Raw genomic sequence first — 21,624 nt, forward strand, 5'->3', positions numbered from 1 at the left:
TTTCGTTGCGCTGTGGAGTTCAATCGCTATCGGGGCATAGCGGACGCCGGTAACCGTTCAGCCGGCAAATGATAGGTTCACGGCTTAAGACGCCGCGCGCTCCGGCGTTCCGAACAGGCGCCCGAGCAAGGAGATCGCGGAATCGCCCGGCATCAGCGTTGCGACGCTGACTGCGGGCTCGGAGCGGGCATCGCGGCGGCCGTTCTGGGTGTGGCGCATCACGCTCGCCAGTCGCCGCGTGATCGCTTGCGCGTTGCGCAGGTCGGTGCCGGCGAACACCACGACAAGCGAGCGGTCGTCATGCACCGCGCCGAAATCGACCTGGCGCATCAGCCGGCTGATGATCCGTGCGCCGTCGAATTGCGCGCGGGGTTGCGTGTCGTCGAAGGTGAAGCGCGCCACCGAGAGCGCGCCGCCACGCTCGGCGGTCTGGTAGACGGCGGTTGCGAAGTCGCGCTCGAACGCGGCCTTGGTAAGCAGGCCGGTCCGGGCATCGATCAGGCCCTTGGCGTCGATCGCCTTCAGCATGCGGCCGAGCCGCGCCTCGAAGGCGTGCTGGCGGATCATCGGCAGCGCCATGTCGGCGATGCGGGTCGGCCCGGCGGTGACGATCTCGAGATTGGGCAACTCGTATCGCGCCGTCAGCTCGCCCGAGGCGACGATCACGGGCAACGGGCGGAAGCGGACATCCTCGGTCAGCACGGTCAGGAACGCGTCCATCACCCGCGGCGTGAAGCCTTCCGCCAGCACGATGCCGTCGATGTCGCGGCTACTGAGATGCTTGGCGGCGGCCTCGATGCTGAGGGCGCCGACCACACCGGCGCGTTCGCCGAGCGCGACCGACAGCGTCGGGTAGGCGCCGCCGCGACCGATCAACAGCGCGGTGGCCTCTCCGATCGGATCGATGTCAGACAGGGCGATCGGTGCCGGCGGCACCAGGCGGCGCATCACGGTGGCATGCAGCGCGCGAACGCGTAAGGACGCGTTGAGCCGGGCCACCAGCCGATCCGGCAGACCCTTGTTCTGGAAGAATGCGATCACGGTGTCGGGCAGGGTGGTCACGGGATCGACCGCGATCAGCGGCAGATACGGCGCGCGGGCGGCGGCGCGCTTGGCGAGACCCGACAGGGTGACGAAGTCGACCCCCTCGGCGGCCGCGATGATCGCTGCCGGCTTGACCTGCTCGATGGCCCGTCCGGCGTCGGTCCAGTCGGTGACCACGACCGGGAACAGTTTCGTCTCATCGAGGGCTGCTGCAAACGACGGCTTTGTCGACGCCGATACGATGAGGACCGGACCTTGTTGAGACATTCGAACGCTCGAAACCAATGCAGAAATCAGCAACGGCTGCGATGCTAGTTCGCATGGCTTAATGCGGCGTCAACACAATGATAAGACTAACACAATGATAAGATTTTAACTCACCCCGGCGCCACCACGGTCGCGAAACGCTTCGACCATCAAGGGGTTAAGCCCAAGTTCTGTGAGCGCGTCACGGGCGCGCGCATTGTCCTGCGCCCGCCCGGCCAGCCGGTGGCCGCTGAGACGGTCCGGCAATGCGGTGAGCAGCGCGCCCTGGCCGAGGCGGCGCGACCATTCCTGCAGCTCCTGGGCGAGGAAGCGGTAGCCGCCGACCGTCATCACCCCCGACGGCGGCGCGGTGATGTTGATGGCCCCGGTCGCGCGATCGACCCGCGCGGCATATTCGGTGTCGACGAAATCGCGCGGCGGCGGCGCGATCAGGCTGTCGCCGGGCGGAGGCGGCGGGGCGTAGGCCGCGATCGGCACCATCGCGCCGCGCAGGCCGAGCGTGCCCTTCGGCGTCAGCAGGATTTCCCCGGCGACCGATGCGCCGGGCGCTTCGCGCGGCGCGCTGTGCGGCCCCGGCTTGATCACGGCCGGCGATCCGTCCTCGCCGCGGCGGGTGCCGAACAGTCCGGCCTCGCCGAACAGATAGACGTCGGTCAGGGTCACCCGCCGCGAGCTCCAGCGCGCGCTGGAGGCAACTTGCTCGGGCGTACGCCAGAGGCCGATCACGGTGCGCAGGCTGGGCAGGCGCTCCGACAGGCCGCGCTCGTCGAGCCGCAGTGCGAGCTGCGCCGGCGCGATCAGCGTGTTGCAGGTGTGATCGTTGAACTGGGTCTCGAACGCGTCCTCGTCGAACGGGTGATGCAGCACCAGCGTTCCGCCCGACAGCAGCCAGGTCACCAGCGAGGAGCAGATGCCGGCGAACGACATCGGCGCGAACGCCGACATGATGGTGGCGCCTTGCGGCAGATCGCTCTCCAGCGACATGGCGAGCCCCCCGGCGATCAGGCTGAAATGCGGTCGCGGCACCGGACGAAAGCCTTCGGCGGTGACGTCGAAGGAGATCATCGCCGCCTTGCGGCCGTCCTGGATCATCGGGCGCGAGGCCCGGGAGTCCTCCAGGATCGCCTGGTCGAGCGACGCCATGCCTTCGGGCAGATCGCTCCCGAAGCCGCAGACGTGGCGGATCGAGAACGCTTCCGCCGCGGCGTTCATCGCGATGTCGGCATAGGAGACGCCGTCGATCCGGCCGCAGCTGACGATCGCCCGCGCCGCGGTGCGGTTGAGCACGGACGTCAGCTCGGCCTGCCGCCACAGCAGCGGCAGCGGCACCACCACGAGGCCGACCCGATGCGCGGCAAGAACCGTCAGGGCGAATTCGACCGTGCCGGGCAGCTGCACGGCGATCACCGTGTTGGCCGGCAATCCGCTCTGCACGAAGTGGGCGGCGATCGCCGAGATCGCGCGGTCGGCCTGGGCGTAGGTCAGGCGCTTGCGGGTCTGTCCGGTGATGCGCTGCTTGTTGAGCGGGTCGACCAGCGCCAGCGCCTCGGGCTGCCGCGCCAAAGTGCGCTTGAACAGGGTATCGAGCGTTGGCGAGGTGATCGACTGGTTCACGGGTTCAACGTCGGTTGCATCGCTTCGCTCGGACCAGGTCATGCCGCGTCGGGTCGTATCACTCGGCAAATCATCTGGATTGCGTGCCGGGCTTCTGCTGCCACCAAGTCTCCGGCAGGTAGCCCGTCAACGCCGTGGTCGAAGGCCGTTCTATCCGATTCCAGCGCGCGATCCATTGCTCCGATACGTTAAACAGCGGGATTGTGTAGAAGCCCGCGATCAGAGCGCGGTCGAGCGCCCGCACCGCCGGGACGAAAGCCGGCCGCTCGCGCGCCGCGAGCAGCGCCGCGATCATGGCGTCGATGGCGGGATCCCTGGCGCCCATGTAATTCCTTGTGCCCGGCAAATCGGCGGCCTGGCTGCCCCAATAGAACCACTGCTCGTTGCCCGGCGACAGCGACTGGTCCCAGCGGATGGGGATCATGTCGAAGTCATAGCCGACCCGGCGCTGCTCGAACTGCACCGCGTCGACCACCCGCACCGCGGCTTCGATGCCGGCCCGCTTCAGGTCACGCTGATAGGCGAGGGCGATCCGCTCATGCTCGCGCGTCGTCACCAGGATCTCGATGCGCAGCGGCGTCCCTGTCGAGCGCTGCTTCAAGACTGTGCCGTCGAGCGCGTAGCCCGCCTCGGCGAGCAGCGCGAGCGCAGTACGCAGGAGGCCGCGGTCGCGCCCCGACCCGTCGGTGACCGGCAGACGATAGCGGCCGTCGAGGATATCGGGCTGGATGTGCGACAGGTATGGCTTCAGCAGCTCGCGCTCGCGATCGTCGGCGGGGCGGCCATAGGCGGACAGATCCGATCCGGCGAAGAAACCGCCGGCGCGCGAGAACAGTCCGAAATAATAGTTGCGGTTGACCCATTCGAAATCGAACAGCATCGCCAGTGCCTGACGCACTCGCAGGTCGGCGAATTTCGGCCGCCGGCTGTTGAAAACCAGGAATTCGGACGGCCGCGGCGTGCCGATCTTGATGGTGTCGCGGATCACCTCGCCGTTGCGCGCCGCCGGGAAGTCATAACCGTCGTGCCAGCGCAGCGGCTCGTGCTCGATGCGGAAATCGTAGAGCCCGCGCTTGAAGGCTTCGAACTGGCCGTTGGCCTCGCGAAAATAATCGAGCCGGATCTCGTCGAAATTGTAGAGCCCGCGATTGATGGCCAGGTCGCGGCCCCAATAATCGGGATCGCGCGTGAAGGTCACGCTGGCGCCGGGCTTGACCGCCGTCACGCGGTAGGGGCCGGACCCGATCGGCGGCGCCAAGCTGGTTTCCTCGAATTTTTCGGGGTCGATGGCGTGCCGCGGCAGGATCGGCATCAGGCCGAGGATCAGCGGCAATTCGCGATCCGCCACGCCGCCGAAATCGAACCGGACCGTGAGCGGGTCGAGCGCCTCGGCCTTTGCGACTTTCGAATAATACTGACGGTGCATCGGACGGCCGTGGTCGCGCAGCAGCGCCAGCGAGAACAACACGTCGTCGGCCAGCACCGGCCGGCCATCCGAAAAGCGGGCGCGGGGATCGATGTGGAATGTCACATAGCTTCTGGCGTCGTCGGTCTCGACGCTGCGCGCGAGCAGGCCGTACAGCGTGAACGGCTCGTTATTGCCCCGCGCCATCAGGCTTTCGTAGACATAACCGCGCTCATAGCCGTAGCCCCTGACCTGCTGCACGGGGACGCCCCTGATGATCAGGGGATTGAGACTGTCGAAGGTGCCGATCACGCCCTGAACCAGGCGACCGCCCTTGGGCGCGTCGGGATTGGCGTAGGGCAGGTGGGTAAAGTCGGGTGGCAGCGCGGGGGCGCCATGCATCGCGATCGCGTGGCTCTCGGCGGCGGCCGCAGGGACCAGCCCGCTCGTCAGGAATCCCAAGCCCAGGAATCCCAACGCCAGCCAGATGGCGGCCCATGCGGCGCGCCAAGTGTGCCCGGGAACACGTGCGTGAGGCGCCGGATTTGATTCGCGAAACGTCACGTCCGGAGGTTTATCACAGGCGGCTGAAACTCGCCGCGAGATGGGCGCAAATACGCTTGTCGGCATTGATCTTTCCGCACGCCGCTGTATTGAAGGCGTGCAATTCGAAGGCGGGAACGCCTGTCACGTATCCGCCTCAATTGACTAGGAGACAGCCGCCCAAACGGCTATGTGTCGGCGCCTGCAGCGGTTTCGGGCTCCCGTTCAGAAAGGGTTTTCCGCAATGAATTTCCGTTACTTGGCCGCGTCCGTCCGGCCGCGCGGGCGACTTCTCGCCCTGTTGACGGCGACGGCATTCTCTGCAGCGCTCCTGGTTCCTGCCGCTCAGGCCCAGCAGCCGGCAGCGCCGGCGCCTGCGGCACCGAAGGCTGCGCCCAAGGCGGCACCCAAGGCAGCTCCGAAGGCTCCGGCAGCCCAGGCGCCCGCCCAAGCACCGGCCGCCGGCCAGCCGCCCGCTGCGGCCGGCCAGCCGCCGGCGCAGGACCAGCAGATCCAGCTGATCTACGCCCCCTGGACCAAGTTCTGTCTCAAGGGCCAGGATGCCAACGCCAAGCAAGTCTGCTTCACCGGCAAGGACGGCCGCATCGAGTCGGGACAGCCGGTCATCGCGGCCGTCATCATCGAGCCGGAAGGCGAGCCCAAGAAGATCCTGCGCGTGACGCTGCCGCTCGGCATGCAGCTCGTGCACGGCACCCGCATCATCGTGGACAACAACCCACCGCTGCAGCAGCCCTATGTGATCTGCTTCCAGAACGGCTGCATGTCGGATTACGAGGCCACGCCCGAGCTCATCAACAACATGAAGAAGGGTCAGAATCTCGTTGTCCAGGCGATCAATGCCAACGGCGCACCGCTGACCCTGCCGCTGCCGCTCGCCGGCGAATTCCAGAAGGCCTATGACGGTCCGCCGACCGATCCGAAGGTGTTCGAGGAAACCCAGAAGAAGCTTCAGGAAGAGCTTCAGAAGAAGGCCGACGAGCAGCGCAAGAAGCTCGAAGGCGCGGGCGGTGGCTCCGCGCAGGCTCCGGCGCCGGCCAACCCGGCGGCCAAGTAAACACTTCAATCACGCGTTCAAGAAAGCGCGAGATCATCGCGATCAAAAGGCGCCCGGAAGGGCGCCTTTTTTGTCATGCGAAACAGACTGGCTGCTGGCAGCCTGCTGCGCTGGTGATTGCGCAGATCGTATGCGACGGTCGCGGCAGGGTGCTCCGATTGCGTCGCGCGATGAGCGCGCATCGTTGGTGCCTCGTCCGGACAAGTCCGGCGTCGAAGCACAATCATAAATCCGATACGGGAGGCCAGACGAAAGCGCGAACAGCGCCTTCGATGCGCAAATGCGCGCGTGGGTCTTTCCGCAAATCCTGGCCGCCGTTCGCAGCCATGGAAGTCGCGCAATGTCCCAGCAAGTCAGCACGCAGCGGCGAGAACCGCGCTCCCGGCCTCGGGAGCAGCCGACCGGCGGTGCTTCGGCCGATGCTGGCGTTCGCGTCAGCCAGGACAACGTCCCCGGAATGTTTCATCCCGGCATCGTCCATCTCGCGCTGGCGATGGGCGGCTTTGCAATCGGTATCGCCGAATTCGCGACCATGAGCCTGTTGCCGTTCTTCGCCCACGATCTGCACGTTAGCGAGCCCCAGGCCGGCCACGCGATCAGCGCCTACGCGCTCGGCGTCGTCGTCGGTGCGCCGGTGATCGCGGTGCTGTCGGCGCGCATGACGCGGCGGACGCTGCTGATCGCACTGATGGGCTTCTTCGCGCTGATGAACGGCCTTTCGGGGCTGGCGCCCGATTACCGCACCATGCTGGCGCTGCGCTTCCTGGCGGGGCTGCCGCACGGCGCCTATTTCGGCATCGCCATGCTGGTGGCGGCCTCGCTGGTCCCGACGGACAAGCGCACCGCGGCCGTCGGCCGCGTGCTGCTGGGGCTCACCATCGCGACGACGATCGGCGTTCCGCTCGCCAACGGGGTCGGGCAGGCAATCGGCTGGCGCTGGGCCTTCGCGATCGTCGCCGGCCTCGCGCTCTTGACCGCGATCCTGGTCCTGATCTTCGCCCCGCGTGATGCCGCCAACAGCAAGGCGAGCCCGCTGCGTGAACTGTCGGCACTCGGGCGCAAGCATGTCTGGCTGACGCTGGCGATCGGCGCCGTCGGTTTCGGCGGGCTGTTCTCGGTCTACACCTATCTGGCGTCGACCATGCTGGCGGTGACGCACACTTCGCCCGCACTGGTGCCGGTGACGCTATGCGTGTTCGGCGCCGGCCTCACCGCCGGCAACATCATCGTGCCGCGCTTCGCCGACCGCGCGCTGATGGCAACCGCTGGCGGGCTCCTGCTGTGGTCGGCGGCGACGCTCGCGCTCTATCCGCTGGCGGCAGGAAATTTCTGGACGCTGACCGCCGACGTGTTCCTGATCGGGCTGGGCGGGGCGCTCGCCACCGTGCTGCAGACCCGCCTGATGGACGTCGCGGGCGAGGCGCAGAGCCTCGCTGCGGCGCTCAACCATTCCGCCTTTAACGTCGCCAATGCGCTGGGGCCGTGGCTCGGCGGAATGGCGGTCGCAGCCGGCTACGGCTGGACGTCGACCGGCCTGGTCGGCGCGGGGCTGGCGCTGGCGGGCTTTGCGGTCTGGGCGATCGCGGTTGTCTTGGCCAAGCGCGAGGGGGTGTGAGCGTGGCAGCACGAACGCCGTGGCATTCGCCGGACCGCCGAAGCTCAGTTCAGCGACGGATTGCGCGGACGGTAGCCGCCCGATTTGTCCTTGATGAAGATCTCGGCGACCTGGGAATGCCGGACCGGCTCGCCGGAATCGTCCGGCAACAGGTTCTGCTCCGAGACATAGGCGACGTATTCCGATTCCGCGTTCTCCGCGAGCAGGTGATAGAACGGCTGGTCCTTGTTGGGCCGCACCTCCTCGGGGATCGACAGCCACCACTCCTCGGTGTTGTTGAATTCCGGATCGATGTCGAAGATCACCCCCCGGAACGAGAAGATCCGGTGGCGAACGACCTGTCCGATCTGGAATTTCGCGGTCCGCGCTTTAATCATGGCTCGTCGATAGACCAACATTGTGGCCGATGCTAGGGGCTAAGGTCCGAATTAACCCACGCTTTACCGATTCCAGCTCTGCAAAAACGACCCGAAATCCGGCCGAGAAACTACTTTCACAATGGTCGATATCCTCAATCTGGCGCTGCCTTATTTTGGCTTGATCTTCGTCGGCTTCGCCTGCGGCAAGGTCAAGGGTTTGCCCGAGAGCGGCCTCGCCTGGATGAACTTCTTCCTGCTCTACGTGTCGCTGCCGGCGCTGCTGTTCGCGATCATGTCGAAGACGCCGTTTTCGGAATTGAACAACCCGCCATTCCTGGTCGCGACCACGCTGGGAACCGTGCTCGCATTCTTCCTAGCGATGGTCGCGGGCAAGGTGATCGGCCGGCTGACGCTGCGCGAGGCGACGCTCGCAGGTCTCTCCGGCGGCTACGGCAATATCGGCTACATGGGGCCGGGTCTGGCGCTCGCGGTGCTCGGGCCGAAGGCGTCGGCGCCGACGGCGCTGATCTTCTGCTGCGACAGCATCTTCCTGTTCACGATCGTGCCGCTCTTGATCGAGCTCTCCGATCGCGACCATCCCTCGCTCGTGCACGCCTTCGGCGTCGTGCTGAAGCAGATCGTGCTCAACCCGCTGATCATGTCCGCGGTGTTCGGGGCGCTGGTCGCCGGCTTTCACATCCCGATCCCGGTCGCGCTCGATCGCACCATCCAGTTCCTGGAAAATGCCGCCGCGCCGACGGCGCTGTTCGTGCTCGGCATCACGGTGGCGCTGCGGCCGTTCGAGCGGGTGCCGTGGGAGGTCCCGGGCGTGGTCGCGATCAAGCTTTTGATCCATCCGCTGCTGGCGTTCGGCCTGATGCTGCTGTTCGGTCCGTTCGCACAGCCCTGGGCGGCCACTGCCGTGCTGATGGCCTCGCTGCCACCGGCGCTGAACGTGTTCGTGATCGCCCGGCAGAACGATGCCTGGATCGAATCCGCCTCCGTGGCAGTGCTGCTCGGCACCTTCGCCTCGGTGGTCACGCTGACCAGCGTGATGTGGGCGATCCAGAGCGGGCGGCTGGCGTTTCCCTGATCGGCGCGCTTCTTATTTGACGCGTTTTCTTAACGCGAACCGGTGCCCACTTCGCTCGAAAACGCTTTGCTCACCGCCGCCACGACGGCGCGAGGCCTTCGCGCATCGCGAGGCGCCGCAACGGGCCGAATGCGCCGAGCAGATGCAGTCCGGCAGCGCGCGCCGTCTGCATGCCGAGGAAATCACTCAGCAGCGACCGGTTGGCGATATCGATCGCCCAGGTCCGGCTGGCGACATCGGGGCGCCGCGCCGCCTGGTAGCGCGACAGCACATTGGGCGCGCCGGGATCTTCGCCACGACCGATCGCCTGACCCGTGATCTCGGCGATATCGGCGGCATCGCGCAGTCCCATATTGAGACCCTGCGCGCCGATCGGCGGCAGCACATGGGCGGATTCCCCGACCAGCGCGATCCGGTCTTTTGCAAACTGCCGCGGCCGCTCGATGGCGAGCGGAAACACGTGACGGCCACCCTGGACCTCGACGCGGCCGAGAATGGAATGCGACTGCCGCTCGGCGGCGAGGGACAATTCGTCGTCACCGAGCGCCATCAGCCGTTCGGCCTCCTTGGGCGAGGAGACCCAGACCACGCTGCTCCGGTTGCCGCCGAGCGGCACGAACACGCAGGGGCCGTGCTCGGTGTGGAACTCGGTCGAGACGTTGTGGTGCGGCCGGGTGTGGGTGACGTTGAAGGTGAGGGCGGACTGCCCGAGCTCGCGGCTTGTCACCTCGATGCCGGCGGCCTCGCGGGACAATGAATTGCGCCCGTCGGCACCGACCACGAGCCGGGCCCGGAGCGACTGGCCCTGCCGCGTCACCACGGTGACCGCGGCAGCGTCCGGCCGCACCGAGGCGGCTTCATCGTCGAACCGCGTCAGCGCGGTCATTTCGCCGGCGCGGTCCTCGAGGGCTGCGACCAGCGAGCGGTTGTCGATGTTGAAGCCGAACTGCTCGCGGCCGATCTCGTCGGACGAGAAGCGCACCTCTGGCGCACGGATCAGGCGGCCGGTGTCGTCGACGAGGCGCATGGTCTTGAGCGCCGCCGCTCGGTCGCTGCAGCGCCGCCAGACGTCCAGCCGCTCCAGGATATCGGTCGAGGCACCGAGCAGCGCGGTGGTCCGATTATCGGCATAGGGCGCGCGGCGCGCCAGCAGCGCAGTCCGTGCACCTGCGTCGGCAAGGGCAATCGCAGCCGTCAATCCGGCCGGACCGCCGCCTATTACGATAACGTCATAATCCAGCGAGCTGTCGGTCATATCAGGACATTTGACATGCTTGGCCCGATTTTCAAGCCATCGGTAACCACCAAGAGTTTCCAACGCTTTGCGCGGCGGAACGCCGCAAGACCGCATATGCAAACCAGTCCGATTCCTGATAGCACTCGGCCGATGGAGCATTCGAGCCAGCCCGATGCGTTGCCAGAACGGATGCGGACCGCCGCATTCTCCGTTCATATTTTCACGGCGCTCGGCGCCGGGGTCGCGCTGCTGGCGATGCTGGAGGCGGTGCGCGAGCACTGGGCCAACATGTTCGCCTGGCTCGGGGTCGCGCTCATCATCGACGGGATCGACGGCCCGCTGGCGCGCCGGCTCGACGTGGTCCGGCTGCAGCCGAACTGGTCGGGCGAGGTGCTCGACCTGGTGGTTGATTTCGTCACCTATGTGTTCGTGCCGGCCTATGCGATCACCGCGAGCGGCATGCTGCTGCCGCTGGCGGCGCCGATCCTCGGGGTCGGCATCGTGGTCTCCAGCGCGCTGTATTTCGCCGACCGCCGCATGAAGGCCGATGACAACCATTTCCGCGGCTTCCCGGCGCTGTGGAATGCGGCGGCGTTCTATCTGTTTCTGCTGCACCTGCCGCCGGTGCTGTCGACGATCGTCGTCGCGGCTCTGATCGTGCTGACCTTCGTGCCGTTCCACGTGCTGCATCCGGTCCGCGTCGTGCGGCTGCGCTGGCTGACGATGTCGCTGCTCGGCGCATGGGCGCTGCTCGGCATGTACACGCTTGCGAACGATTTCGTGGTCGGAGCCCCGATCACTTTCGGTCTCTGCGCCATCGCCGTCTACATCGTCGGCAGCGATACCGTGATCCGCCGGATGAAAGCCTTCAGAGCATGATGCAATTGATCACCAGCCCGGAAGCGTGGGCCGCGCTGCTCACCTTGACGGCGCTCGAGATCGTGCTCGGCATCGACAACGTCATCTTCATCTCGGTGATCGTCTCGCGCATCCCGCCCGCGCAGGCCAAGCGCGCGCGGCAGATCGGCCTGCTGCTGGCGCTGGTGTTCCGCATTCTGCTGCTCTCGATCCTGGTCTGGCTGATCGGGCTGACCCAACCGGTCATCACCGTGAGGGACGTCGCGCTGTCCTGGCGTGATCTCATCCTGATCGGCGGCGGCCTGTTCCTGATCGCCAAGGCGACGCACGAGATTCACGCCGAGGTCGAGGCCCGCGAGGGGGAAGCCGACGACAGGCCGAGCGCCAGCGCCTTCTTCTGGGTGATCGTCCAGATCATCGTCATCGATATCGTGTTCTCGCTGGACTCGATCATCACCGCGATCGGCATGGCGCAGGACATCGAGATCATGGTCGCGGCCGTCGTGATCGCATGCCTGATCATGTACATTTCGTCCGGCCCGGTGTCGCGATTCGTTGCGGAGCATCCGACCACGAAGATGCTGGCGCTGGCGTTCCTGGTGCTGATCGGTGTCGCGCTGGTCGCGGACGGATTGGCGTTTCATATTCCACGCGGCTACATCTATTTCGCGATCGCGTTCTCGGCGGCAGTGGAATTCTTCAACGTGCTGGCCAAGCGCAACCGCAGGAAGCCGGCGCGCTAATCGGCATTGTCTCCGCGCAAACGCTGCGCGTTTGTCGCGAGGGAAAGCCGCTGCGCACTTCTCCGGATCGTGCCGTAGCCGGTTCCGGCCCGCTTGGTTGACAAGCCGGCCGCGATGGCATTCGCTCGCTTGACGCTGGTATATGAGGGGAGCGACGACATGACCAAGGCTGTGCGCGTGCACCAGGTGGGGGGGCCGGAAGTCCTGACCTATGAGGACGTCGAGGTGGGTGCGCCGGGGACGGGCGAGGTGCGCATTCGCCAGCATGCGGTCGGCCTCAACTTCATCGACGTCTATTACCGCACCGGCCTCTACAAGGCGCCGGGGCTGCCCTTCATCGCGGGCAACGAGGCCTCGGGCGAGGTCGTCGCGGTCGGGCCGGGCGTCACGAATTTTCATCCCGGCGATCGCGTCGCCTATTATCACAATCTCGGCGGCTACGCGTCCGAGCGGGTCATCCCGGCCGACAAGCTGGTCAAGCTGCCCGACCACATCACCTACGAGCAGGGCGCCGTGCTGATGCTGAAGGGGCTGACGGTCTGGTATCTCCTGCACAAGACCTTCAAGGTCGAGCCGCATCACCGCGTGCTGATTCATGCCGCCGCCGGCGGCATCGGCTTGCTGGCCTGCCAATGGGCGAGGGCGCTCGGCGCGCATGTCATCGGCACGGTCGGCTCGCGCGAGAAGGCCGAGCTTGCGGAGGCCAATGGCTGCGATCACGTCATCCTCTACAACGAGGAGGATTTCGTCGCCCGCGTGAAGCAGATCAGCCGCAACGAGGGCTGCGACGTCGTCTATGACGGCGTCGGCAAGGCCACCTTTCCGGGTTCGCTGTCCTGCCTGAAGCCGCGCGGCATGTTCGTCTCCTTCGGCAATGCCTCAGGTCCGGTGCCGCCATTCTCGATCGCCGAGCTGAACAATCACGGCTCGCTGTTCGCGACGCGGCCCAAGCTCAATGACTATGTCGGCACGCGCAAGGAGCTGCTGGAGGGCGCCGACACGCTGTTCGCCGCCGTCATCAACGGCAAGCTGCACGTTCCGATCAACCACGCCTACGCACTCAAGGACGCCGCCAAGGCGCATATCGATCTCGAAAGCAGGGCGACGACGGGCGCGGCAATCCTGCGGCCGTAGAGAGATCGTCATTCCGGGGCACGCGAAGCGTGAACTCAGGTGCGCAATTGCGCACCTGAGAATCTCGAGATTCCGGGTTCGATGCTGCGCATCGCCCCGGAATGACTGGACGATTGCTAAGCCACCCGTCGCGCCGCGCCGACCTTGGTCAGCACGGTATCCAGGCAGTCGATGACAAGGGAAATCTCCTCCCGCGCCACGTTTAGCGCCGGCATGAAGCGTAGCGCGTCCGGCTGCGGCGAGTTGATCAGCACGCCGGCCGCGAACGCCTCGGCAACCACGGCGGCACCGATCGGCATCTTGAGGTCGAGTGCCAGCAGGAGCCCGCGGCCCCTGATCTCGCCGAGACCGTGCCGCGACGACAGCCGCTGCAATTCGCGCTCGAGCAAAAGGCCGGCATCGACGACCGATTGCAGAAAATCGGGCTTGCTGATCTGATCGAGCACGACAAGCCCCGCCGCGCACATGATCGGGTTGCCGTTGAACGTGCCGCCCTGGTCGCCATGCTCGAAGCAGGAGGCGCGCTCGGCCGCCAGCAGCGCGGCGAGGGGCACGCCGCCGCCGATGCCCTTACCGAGCGTCATGATGTCGGGCGCAATCCCGGTGTGCTCGTAGTGGAAGAGCTTGCCGGTCCGACCCATGCCGGTCTGGATCTCGTCGACAATGAGCAGCAGGCCGCGTTGCTGGGTCAGCGCCCGCAACTCCTTCAAAAACTCATCCGTCGCGGGCCAGACGCCGGCCTCGCCCTGGATCGGCTCCAGCATGACCGCGACCGTCGACGACGAGATCAGCTTTCGCACCGACTCGATGTCGTTCAGCCTGGCTTTGCGGAAGCCTGCGACCTTCGGCTCGAACAGCGGCTCGAATGCCTTCTTGCCCGAGGCCGACATCGTCGCCAGCGTCCGGCCGTGGAAGCCGCCCTCGAAGCTGATGATCTCGAACGCACCGCCCTTGTGCACGCTGCCGAATTTGCGCGCGAGCTTGATCGCGCCTTCATTGGCCTCCGCGCCGGAGTTGGCAAAGAACACCTGGTCGAAGCAGCTGTTGTCGACCAGCAACTTTGCCAGTTTCAGGCTCTGCTCGTTGTAGAACGCCGGGCTTGGCGTCAGCAGCCGTCTCGCCTGCGCGGCCAGCGCGTCGGCAACGATGACCGGCGAGTGGCCGAGGGGATTGACGGCCCAGCCCTGCACGAAATCGAGATAGCGGTTGCGGTTGCTGTCCCACAAATACGAGCCGGCGCCGCGCACGAAGACGACCTCGGGGCGAGCGGTGATGTCCATCAGCGCATCGAACGGATGGGGTGCGTTGGTCATGTCGTTCTCCTCTGGGGTCGATGTTGGGAAAGGGCAGGCCGAAAAACGAGAAGGCCGCGCTTTGGGGGCGCGGCCTTCTCGAAAACCTTGGCTGATTTATAGGATCAGCGATGGCGTCGGACACGGCGCAGCCCAGCATCGTCGCGGGTGCGACGACGGCAGATGGCGCGGCGGTGGGTCCGATTCAGCTTCATGGCGCAGGGCCATACAGCCGAACGCCGGAACATGTCAAGCGTCAGAATCCGGCGACGCTGCCGTGCAGATCGTATTGGTCCGCGCGCTCGATCTTGGCGGTGACGATCTCGCCGACGCGCAAGGGGCGGCGGCTCGTCAGATAGACCGCGCCGTCGATCTCCGGCGCGTCGGCCTTGGAGCGACCCTTGGCGACGGTCGGGCCGACTTCGTCGATAATGATCTGCTGGCGCGTCCCGACCTTGCGCTTCAGCCTGCGCGCCGAGATCTTCTGCTGGCGGGCCATCAGTGCGTTGTAGCGCGCCTGCTTGACCTCTTCCGGTACCGGGTTCTCGATCGCGTTCGACGTTGCGCCGGCGACCGGCTCGTACTTGAAGCAGCCGAGACGATCGATCTCGGCCTCATCGAGCCAGTCGAGCAGATAGGCGAAGTCAGCATCGGTCTCGCCGGGGAAGCCGACGATGAAGGTCGAACGCAAAGCGAGATCGGGACATTCCTCGCGCCAGCGCTTGATCCGCGCCAGCGTCTTGTCCTGCGCCGCCGGACGCTTCATCGCCTTCAAGACCTCGGGGCTCGCATGCTGGAACGGGATGTCGAGATAGGGCAGCACCTTGCCCTCGTTCATCAGCGCGATGACCTCGTCGACATGCGGGTAGGGGTAGACGTATTGCAGCCGGACCCAGGCGCCCAACTCGCCGAGCTCGCGCGCGAGGTCGAGGAATTTGGCGCGGACCTGGCGGTCCTTCCACGGGCTCTCGGCATATTTGAGATCGACGCCGTAGGCGGAGGTGTCCTGCGAGATCACCAGCAGTTCCTTGACGCCGGCGCCGACCAGGCGCTCGGCCTCGCGTAGCACGTCGTTGGCGGGGCGCGACACCAGATCGCCGCGCAGCTTCGGGATGATGCAGAAGGTGCAGCGGTTGTTGCAGCCTTCGGAGATCTTCAAATAGGCGTAGTGGCGCGGCGTCAGCTTGATGCCCTGCGGCGGCACCAGGTCGAGATGCGGATTGTGCGCCGGCGGCAGCGCGCGGTGCACGGCATCGAGCACGCTCTCATATTGCTGTGGGCCGGTGATGGAGAGCACGCCGGGATAGGCCTGCTCGATCGCTTCCGGTTCCGCGCCCATGCAGCCGGTCACGATCACTTTGCCGTTCTCGGCCATGGCCTCGCCGATCGCCGAGAGCGATTCCTGCTTGGCGCTGTCGAGGAAGCCGCAGGTGTTGACGATGACGATGTCGGCTCCGTCATGCTTGCGGGCGAGCTCATAGCCCTCCGCGCGCAGCCGCGTGATGATGCGCTCGGAATCCACCAATGCCTTGGGACACCCCAAGGACACAAAGCTCACTTTCGGCGCGGCGGCCTCTTGCATATCTCTGATCTGCCTGATGAATGGGCAGGAGCTAGTCCCAATTGCCGAGAATTACAACCCTTTCCCGGGGCTTCCGGCATGATATGGATGCATCTGCCGGGCCTTAAGAGTTGTCGATGAGCGCTGAATCGTCTCCCAAGATCGTCATAGTCGACGAGAGCCCGATCCGTGCGGCCATCCTTGAGGAGGGACTGCGGGAGGCCGGGTATACGGATGTCGTCCATATCAGCGAGATGCAGAGCCTGCTCGCCCGTATTTATGCGGTCGACCCCGACATCATCCTGATCGATCTGGAGAACCCCAGCCGCGACGTGCTGGAAGCGATGTTCCAGGTCAGCCGGGCCGTGAAGCGGCCGATCGCAATGTTCGTGGACCAGAGCGATTCAGCCTCGATCCAGGCCTCGGTCGAGGCGGGGGTGTCCGCCTATATCGTCGACGGGCTGAAGAAGGAGCGCATCAAGCCGATTCTCGACCTCTGCGTGTCCCGCTTCAACGCCTTCGCCAAGCTGCAGGAAGAGCTGGAGCGGACCAAGTCGCAGCTGGAGGACCGCAAGGTCATCGAGCGCGCCAAGGGCATTCTGATGAAGGTGAAGGGCCTGACCGAAGACGAGGCCTATGTGCTGCTGCGCTCCACCGCAATGCGCGAGAAGAAGAAGATCGGCGAGATCGCGCAGTCGATCATCACCGCGTCGGAGATGCTGAAATGACCGTTCCCCTCCGCATCGGGTTCATTCCGCTGGTCGATGCCGCGGCGCTGATCGTCGCCGTCGACAAGGGATTTGCCGCAGCCGAAGGGCTCGACGTTGAGCTGGTGCGCGAGGTGTCCTGGTCCAACGTCCGCGACAAGCTCAATATCGGCCTGTTCGACGCCGCGCATCTGCTGGCGCCGGTGGCGATCGCGTCCTCGCTCGGGCTCGGTCACGTCAAGGTGCCGATCGCCGCGCCCTTCAATCTCGGCATCAACGGCAATGCCATCACGGTGTCGCCGGCGCTCCATGCCGCATTGATGGAGGAGATCGACGGCGATCGGTTCGACCCGATGGCGACCGCGAAGGCGCTCGCCCGCGTGGTTGCCAAGCGGCGGAAGAGCGGAGCCGAGCCGCTGACCTTCGGCATGACCTTCCCGTTCTCCACCCACAACTATCAATTGCGGTTCTGGATGGCCGCGGCCGGCGTCGATCCCGACGAGGACGTGCGCCTCGTGGTGCTGCCGCCGCCCTTCATGGTCGACAGCCTCAAGAACGGCCATGTCGATGCGTTCTGCGTCGGCGCGCCCTGGAATTCGGTCGCGGTCGATCTCGGCATCGGTCACATCCTGCATTTCGTCTCCGACATCCTGCTCAGCGCGGTGGAAAAGGTATTGGCTCTGCGGCAGAGCTGGTCGGAGAAGCATCCCGACACCGTGGCGGCGCTGGTGCGTGCACATCTGCGCGCCGTGGAGTTCATCGAGCGGCCCGAGAACCGGTCCGAGGTCGCGGGCATCCTGGCGCAGCCCGAGCGGATTGGTGTCGATGCCAGCGTCATCCAGCGCACGCTCGATGGCCACCTGAAGATTTCGCCCGACGGCACCATGCGCGAGAGCAATCGCTATTTGCTGGTCGGGCGCGAGGCTGCGGCGCGGCCTGATCCGGGGCAGGCGGCCTGGCTCTATGCGCAGATGGTTCGCTGGGGCCAAACGGCGTACCGGCCGGAGGCGCTGAAGACCGCCATGGCGGTGTTCAGGCCCGATCTCTACGACGCCGCATCGGGTCGCCCGGCCGGCGCCTCCAGCGCCATCGGGGCGTTCGCCGGCCCGCCGTTCGACCCGGGCGACGTTCCGGGGCATCTGGCGGCGTTCAAGATCGGGCGCTGGAAGGCCTGAGCGTGACGGAGCGGCCGCTTCCGGCGGCACGTGCACGACCGGTGCGTCTTGTTGCTGGGACAAGGATGGGCAACAGGCGCGGCAGCGGCAGCGCCTCGACTATCCACCTCCGGCTACTTTGCATGGGGTTGTTTTCGAGATTTTCGATTATTGCGGGACTGGCGCGGGTTCCCGACGCCTCGAATTGCGGCGAATAGGATTCTCGGCCGAGCGCGCGAGAAGGAATATTCCTCTCGGAACCGAGTTCCCGAAGGCGGCGGCATCGCTATTTTTGCCGCCCGCTTGAATCCGGACGCGAACGATATTCCATATGCCCGAGAATGGGGCGTTGGAGATCGACCATGCGCGAACTATCGGCGGAAGCCAGGCTGCACTTCTACGCGCGACACATTTCACGGAAGTCCGGGACCGGAATTCACACGGCGGCGCTCTACAGCGCCTTTGCGGTGATCGCGGCCATCGTGTTCGGCACGCTGTCCGTCCACCCGTTCTGAACCCTTCGGAAAATTCAAAAGCCGCCGTCTGATATCCTCAGGCGGCGGCTTTGTGTTGGCTGGATGCTGACGGCTCAGTAGCCGTAGCCGCGACCATACCCGTAGCCGTAGCCGCCACCGCAGGTGCTGCAGGTCGGCTGAACCGGGGCGTAGTAGGAATAGCCCGGCGAGACCATCTCGACGCGCTGGCGGGTAGCGTATTGCGGCGGGATGCGCTGGTACTGGACGCCCGGGGGCGCGACCATCACGGTCTGCGGCACCATCACGGTGCGGTACTGCGCCGGCGTGCGATGCGCGACGACGCGGCCCGGCGCCACCATGACGGTCTCCTGCACCGTGCGATACTGCGGCGGCACGCTCTGCACCTGATAGCAGGTCGTGCACGGCTGCGGCGGCGGCGTATAGCAGCTGTAGCAGCCGGCGGATGCCGCGCTGGTGAAGGCGGCGGTAGCAACCGCGGCGATGGTGAGGGAGAGGCTGGTGCGGAACATGCTTTCGTACCCAATTTCCCAAGAGGACAATCAAAGGCTCGGAAGCTGCACCTAGCAATCAAACGGCAAGTTTGGGTTTAAGAAGACTCTTAACGGAATCTAAAAGGGCCGGCGCGGCGGCCGGCCCTTTTTTGATCGATGCGTTCGCGGCTCAGTACGCGGTCTTGAACGGCGCAACGGTGATGCCCGCCTGCTTCAGCGCCTCGCGCAGGCCGCGCGCGATCTCGACGGCTCCACGCGTGTCGCCGTGGATGCAGACCGTGTCCGTGCGCATCTTGATGACCTTGCCAGTCACCGACACCACCGCGCCGTCCTGCACCATGCGCACCACGCGGTCGGCGATCGCCTTGGCATCGTGCAGCACCGCGCCGGGCTTCTTGCGCGAGACGAGGTTGCCGTCGTCCTCATAGGCGCGGTCGGCGAACACCTCGTGCACCATCGGCAGATTGGCCGCTTCGCCGGCCTTCACCAGCTTCGAATTGGCGAGCACAACGAAGATCAGGCTGGGATCGACCGCCTTGATGCCGGCGGCGATCGCCTTCGCGGTCATGTCGTCCTCGCACGCGACATTGGAGAGCGCGCCATGCGCCTTCACATGCGTCACCTTGTGGCCGGCCGCGGTCGCGATCGCCTGCAGCGCGCCGATCTGGTAGGCGACGAGATTCTCGATCTCGGACGCCTTCAGGCCCGCGATCGGATGGCGGCCGAAGCCGTGCAGGTCGCGGTAGCCGGGATGCGCGCCGACCGAGACGCCGCGCGCCTTCGCCAGCTCAACCGTTCGCCGCATGATATCAGGGTCGCCGGCATGGAAGCCGCAGGCGACGTTGACCGAGCTAGCGAGCTCGATCATCGCGGCGTCGTTGCCCATCTCCCACGCGCCAAAACCCTCGCCGAGATCGCAATTGAGATCGATGGTTGAGGTCATGACGATCGATCCGTCTGTTGTTGTACAGATTCAGGGTAGCGCAACTTGCCAGGTCGACACATCGACGGCGTTGACGGCCTGACCCGCGACATTCGCATCCCGCAGCGCTTCGATGTTGAGGCCAAAATCCTCAATGCCACGGAGGCGGTCGGGCAGGGAACGCAGCATCTCGTGGAACTTGATCGCCTCGGCCTGCGCTTCTGCCATCGTCACCGCCTTGAAGCGGAAAGGCCGGCCGGCCGAGATCTGCGCGAAGCGGCCGACATCGGCCGTAATCACGGTTGCAATCTTCGGATATCCGCCGGAGGTGCCGCGATCCATCATCAGTGCGATCGGCGCGCCGTTGCCGGGCACCTGGATGCTGCCGTTGACGGTGCCGTCGGAGACGATGTTGTGGCCGTGCAGATGCTTGATCGCGGGGCCCTCGAGCCGGTAGCCCATGCGGTCGGAGGTTGCCGAGATCTTCCACTCGCTGTCCAGGAACAGCGCCTTGTTGGCCTCGTCGAACTCGTCATCCTGCGGGCCGAACACGATGCGGATCGGCGCATCGGTCGCGGCCGGCATTTCGATGCGGCGTTCGGGCGCGCCGCTTGCAGCCTGCGTCGTCAACTCGTCGCCGCTTTGCAGCGGGCGCGGGTAGGGGCTGCCGAGGCCGGCGCGGGCATTGACCGCGAGACTGCCGAACACCGGCTCGCCCTTGATCGCGCCCTCGATCGCGAGATAGGTGAAGGCGCCGCCGCGCGCGAAGCCGAGAGTGAGCGTCTCACCTTCGGCGAGCGTCGCCGAGCTGTCGAACGCGACCGGCCGGCCGCCGATATCGGCATTGCGCGGCGCGCCTGATATCCCGACGCGGACGGCGCCGTCGCGGGCAGTGAAGGAGGCGCCGAACGGGCCGATCTCCACGGCGGCCGCGAAAGGCTCGTTGCCGACCAGCGTATTCGCTGCCGCAAGCGACAGGCGGTCCATCGCCCCGCTCGGCGTCAGGCCGTAGCGCTGCGAGCCCGGACGTCCGCCGTCCTGCACCGAGCTTGCCGGGCCGATCGAGGTGACGACGAGCTTGCTCATGGCGTCACCAGTTCGGCGACGAACTCGCCGGCCTCGGCGGCGCGGTCCTGTTCGGCAAAGGTCTTGGCGTCGATCGCGGTGAAGGTGATGGCATCGCCCGGCTCCAGCAGGAAGGTCGGATCGCGATGCAACTGGTAGGTCCTCACTGGCGTGCGGCCGAGCAGGTGCCAGCCGCTCGGCGCGGCGAGGCACTGGATCCCGGCCTGGATGCCGCCGATCGAGATCGTGCCGGCCGGCGTCAGCAGCCGCGGATTCTGCCGCCGCGACATGTGCAGCGATTTATCGAGGCCGCTGAGATAGGACCAGCCCGGCGTGAAGCCGATCATGGCGACCTTGTAGTCGCCGCCCGCATGCCGGGCGATGATGTCGTCGGGCGTGGTGTTGAGCGCCTTCGCGACATCCTCGAGGTCGATGCCATGCTCGCCGCCATAGGCGACGGGAATGCGCCAGCGCCGCGTCCCGGTCTCGGTCGGCGGCGCCTTGGCCGCGCGTGCCAGTAGTTGCCCGCCGAGCGCATCGAAGCTGATCCGGACGGGGTCGTAGTGGACCAGCAGCGAGCGATAGGTCGGCACGGTCTCGGTGATGCCGTCGATGGGCTCGGCAGCGATCACGCGGTCGAGCGCCAGCACCCGCCGGTTGGCGGCGTCATCGATGGTGCGGCTAAATTCCACCGTGATGGCGCTGTCGCCACTCGGCAAAAGGCGGGGAGGACTTAAGGGTTCGGCCATTGGGTCAAGCGCTGTCGTCAGCCATCAAGCTAGCGTGTTTCGAGATAAAACGGAATTCGCTTCGTGCAAAATGATGCAGCAACTTCAATAAATTAATCGGCATGCTGGCGATAAATTTGGATGATCGCAGCTTTTTCGCGCAGCCCTTGACGCAAGGCCCTTGCCCGGCAACATGCGCCGGTCTTTTCCTCCCATCGGA

The 21,624-nt window shown here is 65.9% G+C and carries 20 protein-coding genes; 9 read left to right on the forward strand and 11 right to left on the reverse strand.

Annotated features, from left to right (window positions below; all coding sequences use genetic code 11):
• Nucleotides 1–84 precede the first annotated feature (84 nt).
• The 3 genes from RX327_RS20200 to RX327_RS20210 form a co-directional block, all read right to left on the reverse strand.
• On the reverse strand, nt 85–1,311 hold the full coding sequence (locus RX327_RS20200) for a hypothetical protein (protein WP_050384711.1): 1,227 nt from the start codon (nt 1,309–1,311) through the stop codon (nt 85–87).
• A 105-nt stretch (nt 1,312–1,416) separates the two neighbouring features.
• The gene (locus RX327_RS20205; RefSeq protein WP_317246912.1) at nt 1,417–2,967 is read right to left on the reverse strand and encodes a class I adenylate-forming enzyme family protein; all 1,551 of its coding nucleotides are present in this window, start codon (nt 2,965–2,967) and stop codon (nt 1,417–1,419) included.
• 28 nt (nt 2,968–2,995) lie between these two features.
• Nucleotides 2,996–4,732 (reverse strand): extracellular solute-binding protein, encoded by a 1,737-nt coding sequence (locus tag RX327_RS20210; protein ID WP_317251290.1) that lies wholly within the window; start codon nt 4,730–4,732, stop codon nt 2,996–2,998.
• 385 nt (nt 4,733–5,117) lie between these two features.
• On the opposite strand from RX327_RS20210, the gene RX327_RS20215 reads away from it, so the two are divergent.
• Together RX327_RS20215 and RX327_RS20220 are read left to right on the forward strand one after the other, a co-directional pair.
• Nucleotides 5,118–5,948 (forward strand): invasion associated locus B family protein, encoded by an 831-nt coding sequence (locus RX327_RS20215; protein WP_317246913.1) that lies wholly within the window; start codon nt 5,118–5,120, stop codon nt 5,946–5,948.
• A gap of 340 nt (nt 5,949–6,288) precedes the next feature.
• Entirely contained in the window at nt 6,289–7,563 is a 1,275-nt protein-coding gene (locus RX327_RS20220) for an MFS transporter (RefSeq protein WP_202814547.1), read from the forward strand.
• Nucleotides 7,564–7,607: 44 nt separating this feature from the next.
• Here the strand turns inward: RX327_RS20220 and hspQ are convergent, their stop codons facing one another.
• Nucleotides 7,608–7,940 (reverse strand): heat shock protein HspQ, encoded by a 333-nt coding sequence (gene hspQ, locus RX327_RS20225; protein WP_317246914.1) that lies wholly within the window; start codon nt 7,938–7,940, stop codon nt 7,608–7,610.
• A 121-nt stretch (nt 7,941–8,061) separates the two neighbouring features.
• On the opposite strand from hspQ, the gene RX327_RS20230 reads away from it, so the two are divergent.
• Nucleotides 8,062–9,015, forward strand: a complete 954-nt coding sequence (locus RX327_RS20230; RefSeq protein ID WP_317246915.1) for an AEC family transporter — start codon at nt 8,062–8,064, stop codon at nt 9,013–9,015.
• Between the two features lie 70 nt (nt 9,016–9,085).
• On the opposite strand, the gene RX327_RS20235 is transcribed toward RX327_RS20230, so the two are convergent.
• The gene (locus tag RX327_RS20235) at nt 9,086–10,270 is read right to left on the reverse strand and encodes a UbiH/UbiF family hydroxylase (RefSeq protein ID WP_050384707.1); all 1,185 of its coding nucleotides are present in this window, start codon (nt 10,268–10,270) and stop codon (nt 9,086–9,088) included.
• A 132-nt stretch (nt 10,271–10,402) separates the two neighbouring features.
• Between RX327_RS20235 and pcsA the strand changes: the two genes are divergently transcribed.
• The 3 genes from pcsA to RX327_RS20250 all read left to right on the forward strand — a co-directional run bounded on the left by pcsA (nt 10,403) and on the right by RX327_RS20250 (nt 12,987).
• Entirely contained in the window at nt 10,403–11,131 is a 729-nt protein-coding gene (gene pcsA, locus RX327_RS20240) for a phosphatidylcholine synthase (protein ID WP_317246916.1), read from the forward strand.
• Nucleotides 11,128–11,853, forward strand: coding sequence for a TerC family protein (locus RX327_RS20245; protein ID WP_317246917.1), 726 nt, complete (start codon nt 11,128–11,130; stop codon nt 11,851–11,853). Before pcsA ends, RX327_RS20245 begins: the two co-directional genes overlap by 4 nt.
• Nucleotides 11,854–12,012: 159 nt before the next feature.
• Nucleotides 12,013–12,987, forward strand: a complete 975-nt coding sequence (locus RX327_RS20250; protein WP_317246918.1) for a quinone oxidoreductase — start codon at nt 12,013–12,015, stop codon at nt 12,985–12,987.
• A 116-nt stretch (nt 12,988–13,103) separates the two neighbouring features.
• Here RX327_RS20250 and RX327_RS20255 read toward each other — a convergent pair whose 3' ends face one another.
• Both RX327_RS20255 and rimO read right to left on the reverse strand, forming a co-directional pair.
• A complete protein-coding gene (locus RX327_RS20255; RefSeq protein ID WP_317246919.1) occupies nt 13,104–14,300 on the reverse strand; it encodes an acetylornithine transaminase in 1,197 nt (398 codons plus the stop codon).
• Between the two features lie 235 nt (nt 14,301–14,535).
• Nucleotides 14,536–15,861, reverse strand: coding sequence for a 30S ribosomal protein S12 methylthiotransferase RimO (gene rimO, locus RX327_RS20260; RefSeq protein WP_317246920.1), 1,326 nt, complete (start codon nt 15,859–15,861; stop codon nt 14,536–14,538).
• Between the two features lie 116 nt (nt 15,862–15,977).
• On the opposite strand from rimO, the gene RX327_RS20265 reads away from it, so the two are divergent.
• From RX327_RS20265 to RX327_RS20275, 3 genes are all read left to right on the forward strand, one after another.
• Nucleotides 15,978–16,568, forward strand: coding sequence for an ANTAR domain-containing response regulator (locus RX327_RS20265; protein ID WP_317246921.1), 591 nt, complete (start codon nt 15,978–15,980; stop codon nt 16,566–16,568).
• Nucleotides 16,565–17,722: a CmpA/NrtA family ABC transporter substrate-binding protein gene (locus RX327_RS20270; RefSeq protein ID WP_317246922.1), complete on the forward strand. Its 1,158-nt coding sequence runs from the start codon at nt 16,565–16,567 to the stop codon at nt 17,720–17,722. The genes RX327_RS20265 and RX327_RS20270 overlap by 4 nt, the downstream gene beginning before the upstream one ends.
• A 341-nt stretch (nt 17,723–18,063) precedes the next feature.
• On the forward strand, nt 18,064–18,216 hold the full coding sequence (locus tag RX327_RS20275) for a hypothetical protein (protein ID WP_171947587.1): 153 nt from the start codon (nt 18,064–18,066) through the stop codon (nt 18,214–18,216).
• 74 nt (nt 18,217–18,290) lie between these two features.
• Here RX327_RS20275 and RX327_RS20280 read toward each other — a convergent pair whose 3' ends face one another.
• The 4 genes from RX327_RS20280 to pxpB all read right to left on the reverse strand — a co-directional run bounded on the left by RX327_RS20280 (nt 18,291) and on the right by pxpB (nt 21,425).
• Nucleotides 18,291–18,707: a hypothetical protein gene (locus RX327_RS20280; protein WP_317246923.1), complete on the reverse strand. Its 417-nt coding sequence runs from the start codon at nt 18,705–18,707 to the stop codon at nt 18,291–18,293.
• Nucleotides 18,708–18,858: 151 nt separating this feature from the next.
• Nucleotides 18,859–19,632 (reverse strand): 5-oxoprolinase subunit PxpA, encoded by a 774-nt coding sequence (locus tag RX327_RS20285; RefSeq protein WP_317246924.1) that lies wholly within the window; start codon nt 19,630–19,632, stop codon nt 18,859–18,861.
• Nucleotides 19,633–19,662: 30 nt separating this feature from the next.
• Nucleotides 19,663–20,697, reverse strand: a complete 1,035-nt coding sequence (locus RX327_RS20290) for a biotin-dependent carboxyltransferase family protein (protein ID WP_317246925.1) — start codon at nt 20,695–20,697, stop codon at nt 19,663–19,665.
• Nucleotides 20,694–21,425: a 5-oxoprolinase subunit PxpB gene (gene pxpB, locus RX327_RS20295; RefSeq protein WP_317246926.1), complete on the reverse strand. Its 732-nt coding sequence runs from the start codon at nt 21,423–21,425 to the stop codon at nt 20,694–20,696. The genes RX327_RS20290 and pxpB overlap by 4 nt, the downstream gene beginning before the upstream one ends.
• Between the last annotated feature and the right edge of the window lie 199 nt (nt 21,426–21,624).

This window comes from Bradyrhizobium sp. BEA-2-5, assembly GCF_032918025.1.
GTDB lineage: Bacteria > Pseudomonadota > Alphaproteobacteria > Rhizobiales > Xanthobacteraceae > Bradyrhizobium > Bradyrhizobium pachyrhizi.

What these genes read in the sequence shown, in the direction of transcription:
- RX327_RS20200 (WP_050384711.1), bottom strand. Translation starts at nt 1,311, where the DNA reads ATGTCTCAACAAGGTCCGGTCCTCATCGTATCGGCGTCGACAAAGCCG.
- RX327_RS20205 (WP_317246912.1), bottom strand. Translation starts at nt 2,967, where the DNA reads ATGACCTGGTCCGAGCGAAGCGATGCAACCGACGTTGAACCCGTGAAC.
- RX327_RS20210 (WP_317251290.1), bottom strand. Translation starts at nt 4,732, where the DNA reads ATGCATGGCGCCCCCGCGCTGCCACCCGACTTTACCCACCTGCCCTAC.
- RX327_RS20215 (WP_317246913.1), top strand. Translation starts at nt 5,118, where the DNA reads ATGAATTTCCGTTACTTGGCCGCGTCCGTCCGGCCGCGCGGGCGACTT.
- RX327_RS20220 (WP_202814547.1), top strand. Translation starts at nt 6,289, where the DNA reads ATGTCCCAGCAAGTCAGCACGCAGCGGCGAGAACCGCGCTCCCGGCCT.
- hspQ (WP_317246914.1), bottom strand. Translation starts at nt 7,940, where the DNA reads ATGATTAAAGCGCGGACCGCGAAATTCCAGATCGGACAGGTCGTTCGC.
- RX327_RS20230 (WP_317246915.1), top strand. Translation starts at nt 8,062, where the DNA reads ATGGTCGATATCCTCAATCTGGCGCTGCCTTATTTTGGCTTGATCTTC.
- RX327_RS20235 (WP_050384707.1), bottom strand. Translation starts at nt 10,270, where the DNA reads ATGACCGACAGCTCGCTGGATTATGACGTTATCGTAATAGGCGGCGGT.
- pcsA (WP_317246916.1), top strand. Translation starts at nt 10,403, where the DNA reads ATGGAGCATTCGAGCCAGCCCGATGCGTTGCCAGAACGGATGCGGACC.
- RX327_RS20245 (WP_317246917.1), top strand. Translation starts at nt 11,128, where the DNA reads ATGATGCAATTGATCACCAGCCCGGAAGCGTGGGCCGCGCTGCTCACC.
- RX327_RS20250 (WP_317246918.1), top strand. Translation starts at nt 12,013, where the DNA reads ATGACCAAGGCTGTGCGCGTGCACCAGGTGGGGGGGCCGGAAGTCCTG.
- RX327_RS20255 (WP_317246919.1), bottom strand. Translation starts at nt 14,300, where the DNA reads ATGACCAACGCACCCCATCCGTTCGATGCGCTGATGGACATCACCGCT.
- rimO (WP_317246920.1), bottom strand. Translation starts at nt 15,861, where the DNA reads ATGCAAGAGGCCGCCGCGCCGAAAGTGAGCTTTGTGTCCTTGGGGTGT.
- RX327_RS20265 (WP_317246921.1), top strand. Translation starts at nt 15,978, where the DNA reads ATGAGCGCTGAATCGTCTCCCAAGATCGTCATAGTCGACGAGAGCCCG.
- RX327_RS20270 (WP_317246922.1), top strand. Translation starts at nt 16,565, where the DNA reads ATGACCGTTCCCCTCCGCATCGGGTTCATTCCGCTGGTCGATGCCGCG.
- RX327_RS20275 (WP_171947587.1), top strand. Translation starts at nt 18,064, where the DNA reads ATGCGCGAACTATCGGCGGAAGCCAGGCTGCACTTCTACGCGCGACAC.
- RX327_RS20280 (WP_317246923.1), bottom strand. Translation starts at nt 18,707, where the DNA reads ATGTTCCGCACCAGCCTCTCCCTCACCATCGCCGCGGTTGCTACCGCC.
- RX327_RS20285 (WP_317246924.1), bottom strand. Translation starts at nt 19,632, where the DNA reads ATGACCTCAACCATCGATCTCAATTGCGATCTCGGCGAGGGTTTTGGC.
- RX327_RS20290 (WP_317246925.1), bottom strand. Translation starts at nt 20,697, where the DNA reads ATGAGCAAGCTCGTCGTCACCTCGATCGGCCCGGCAAGCTCGGTGCAG.
- pxpB (WP_317246926.1), bottom strand. Translation starts at nt 21,425, where the DNA reads ATGGCCGAACCCTTAAGTCCTCCCCGCCTTTTGCCGAGTGGCGACAGC.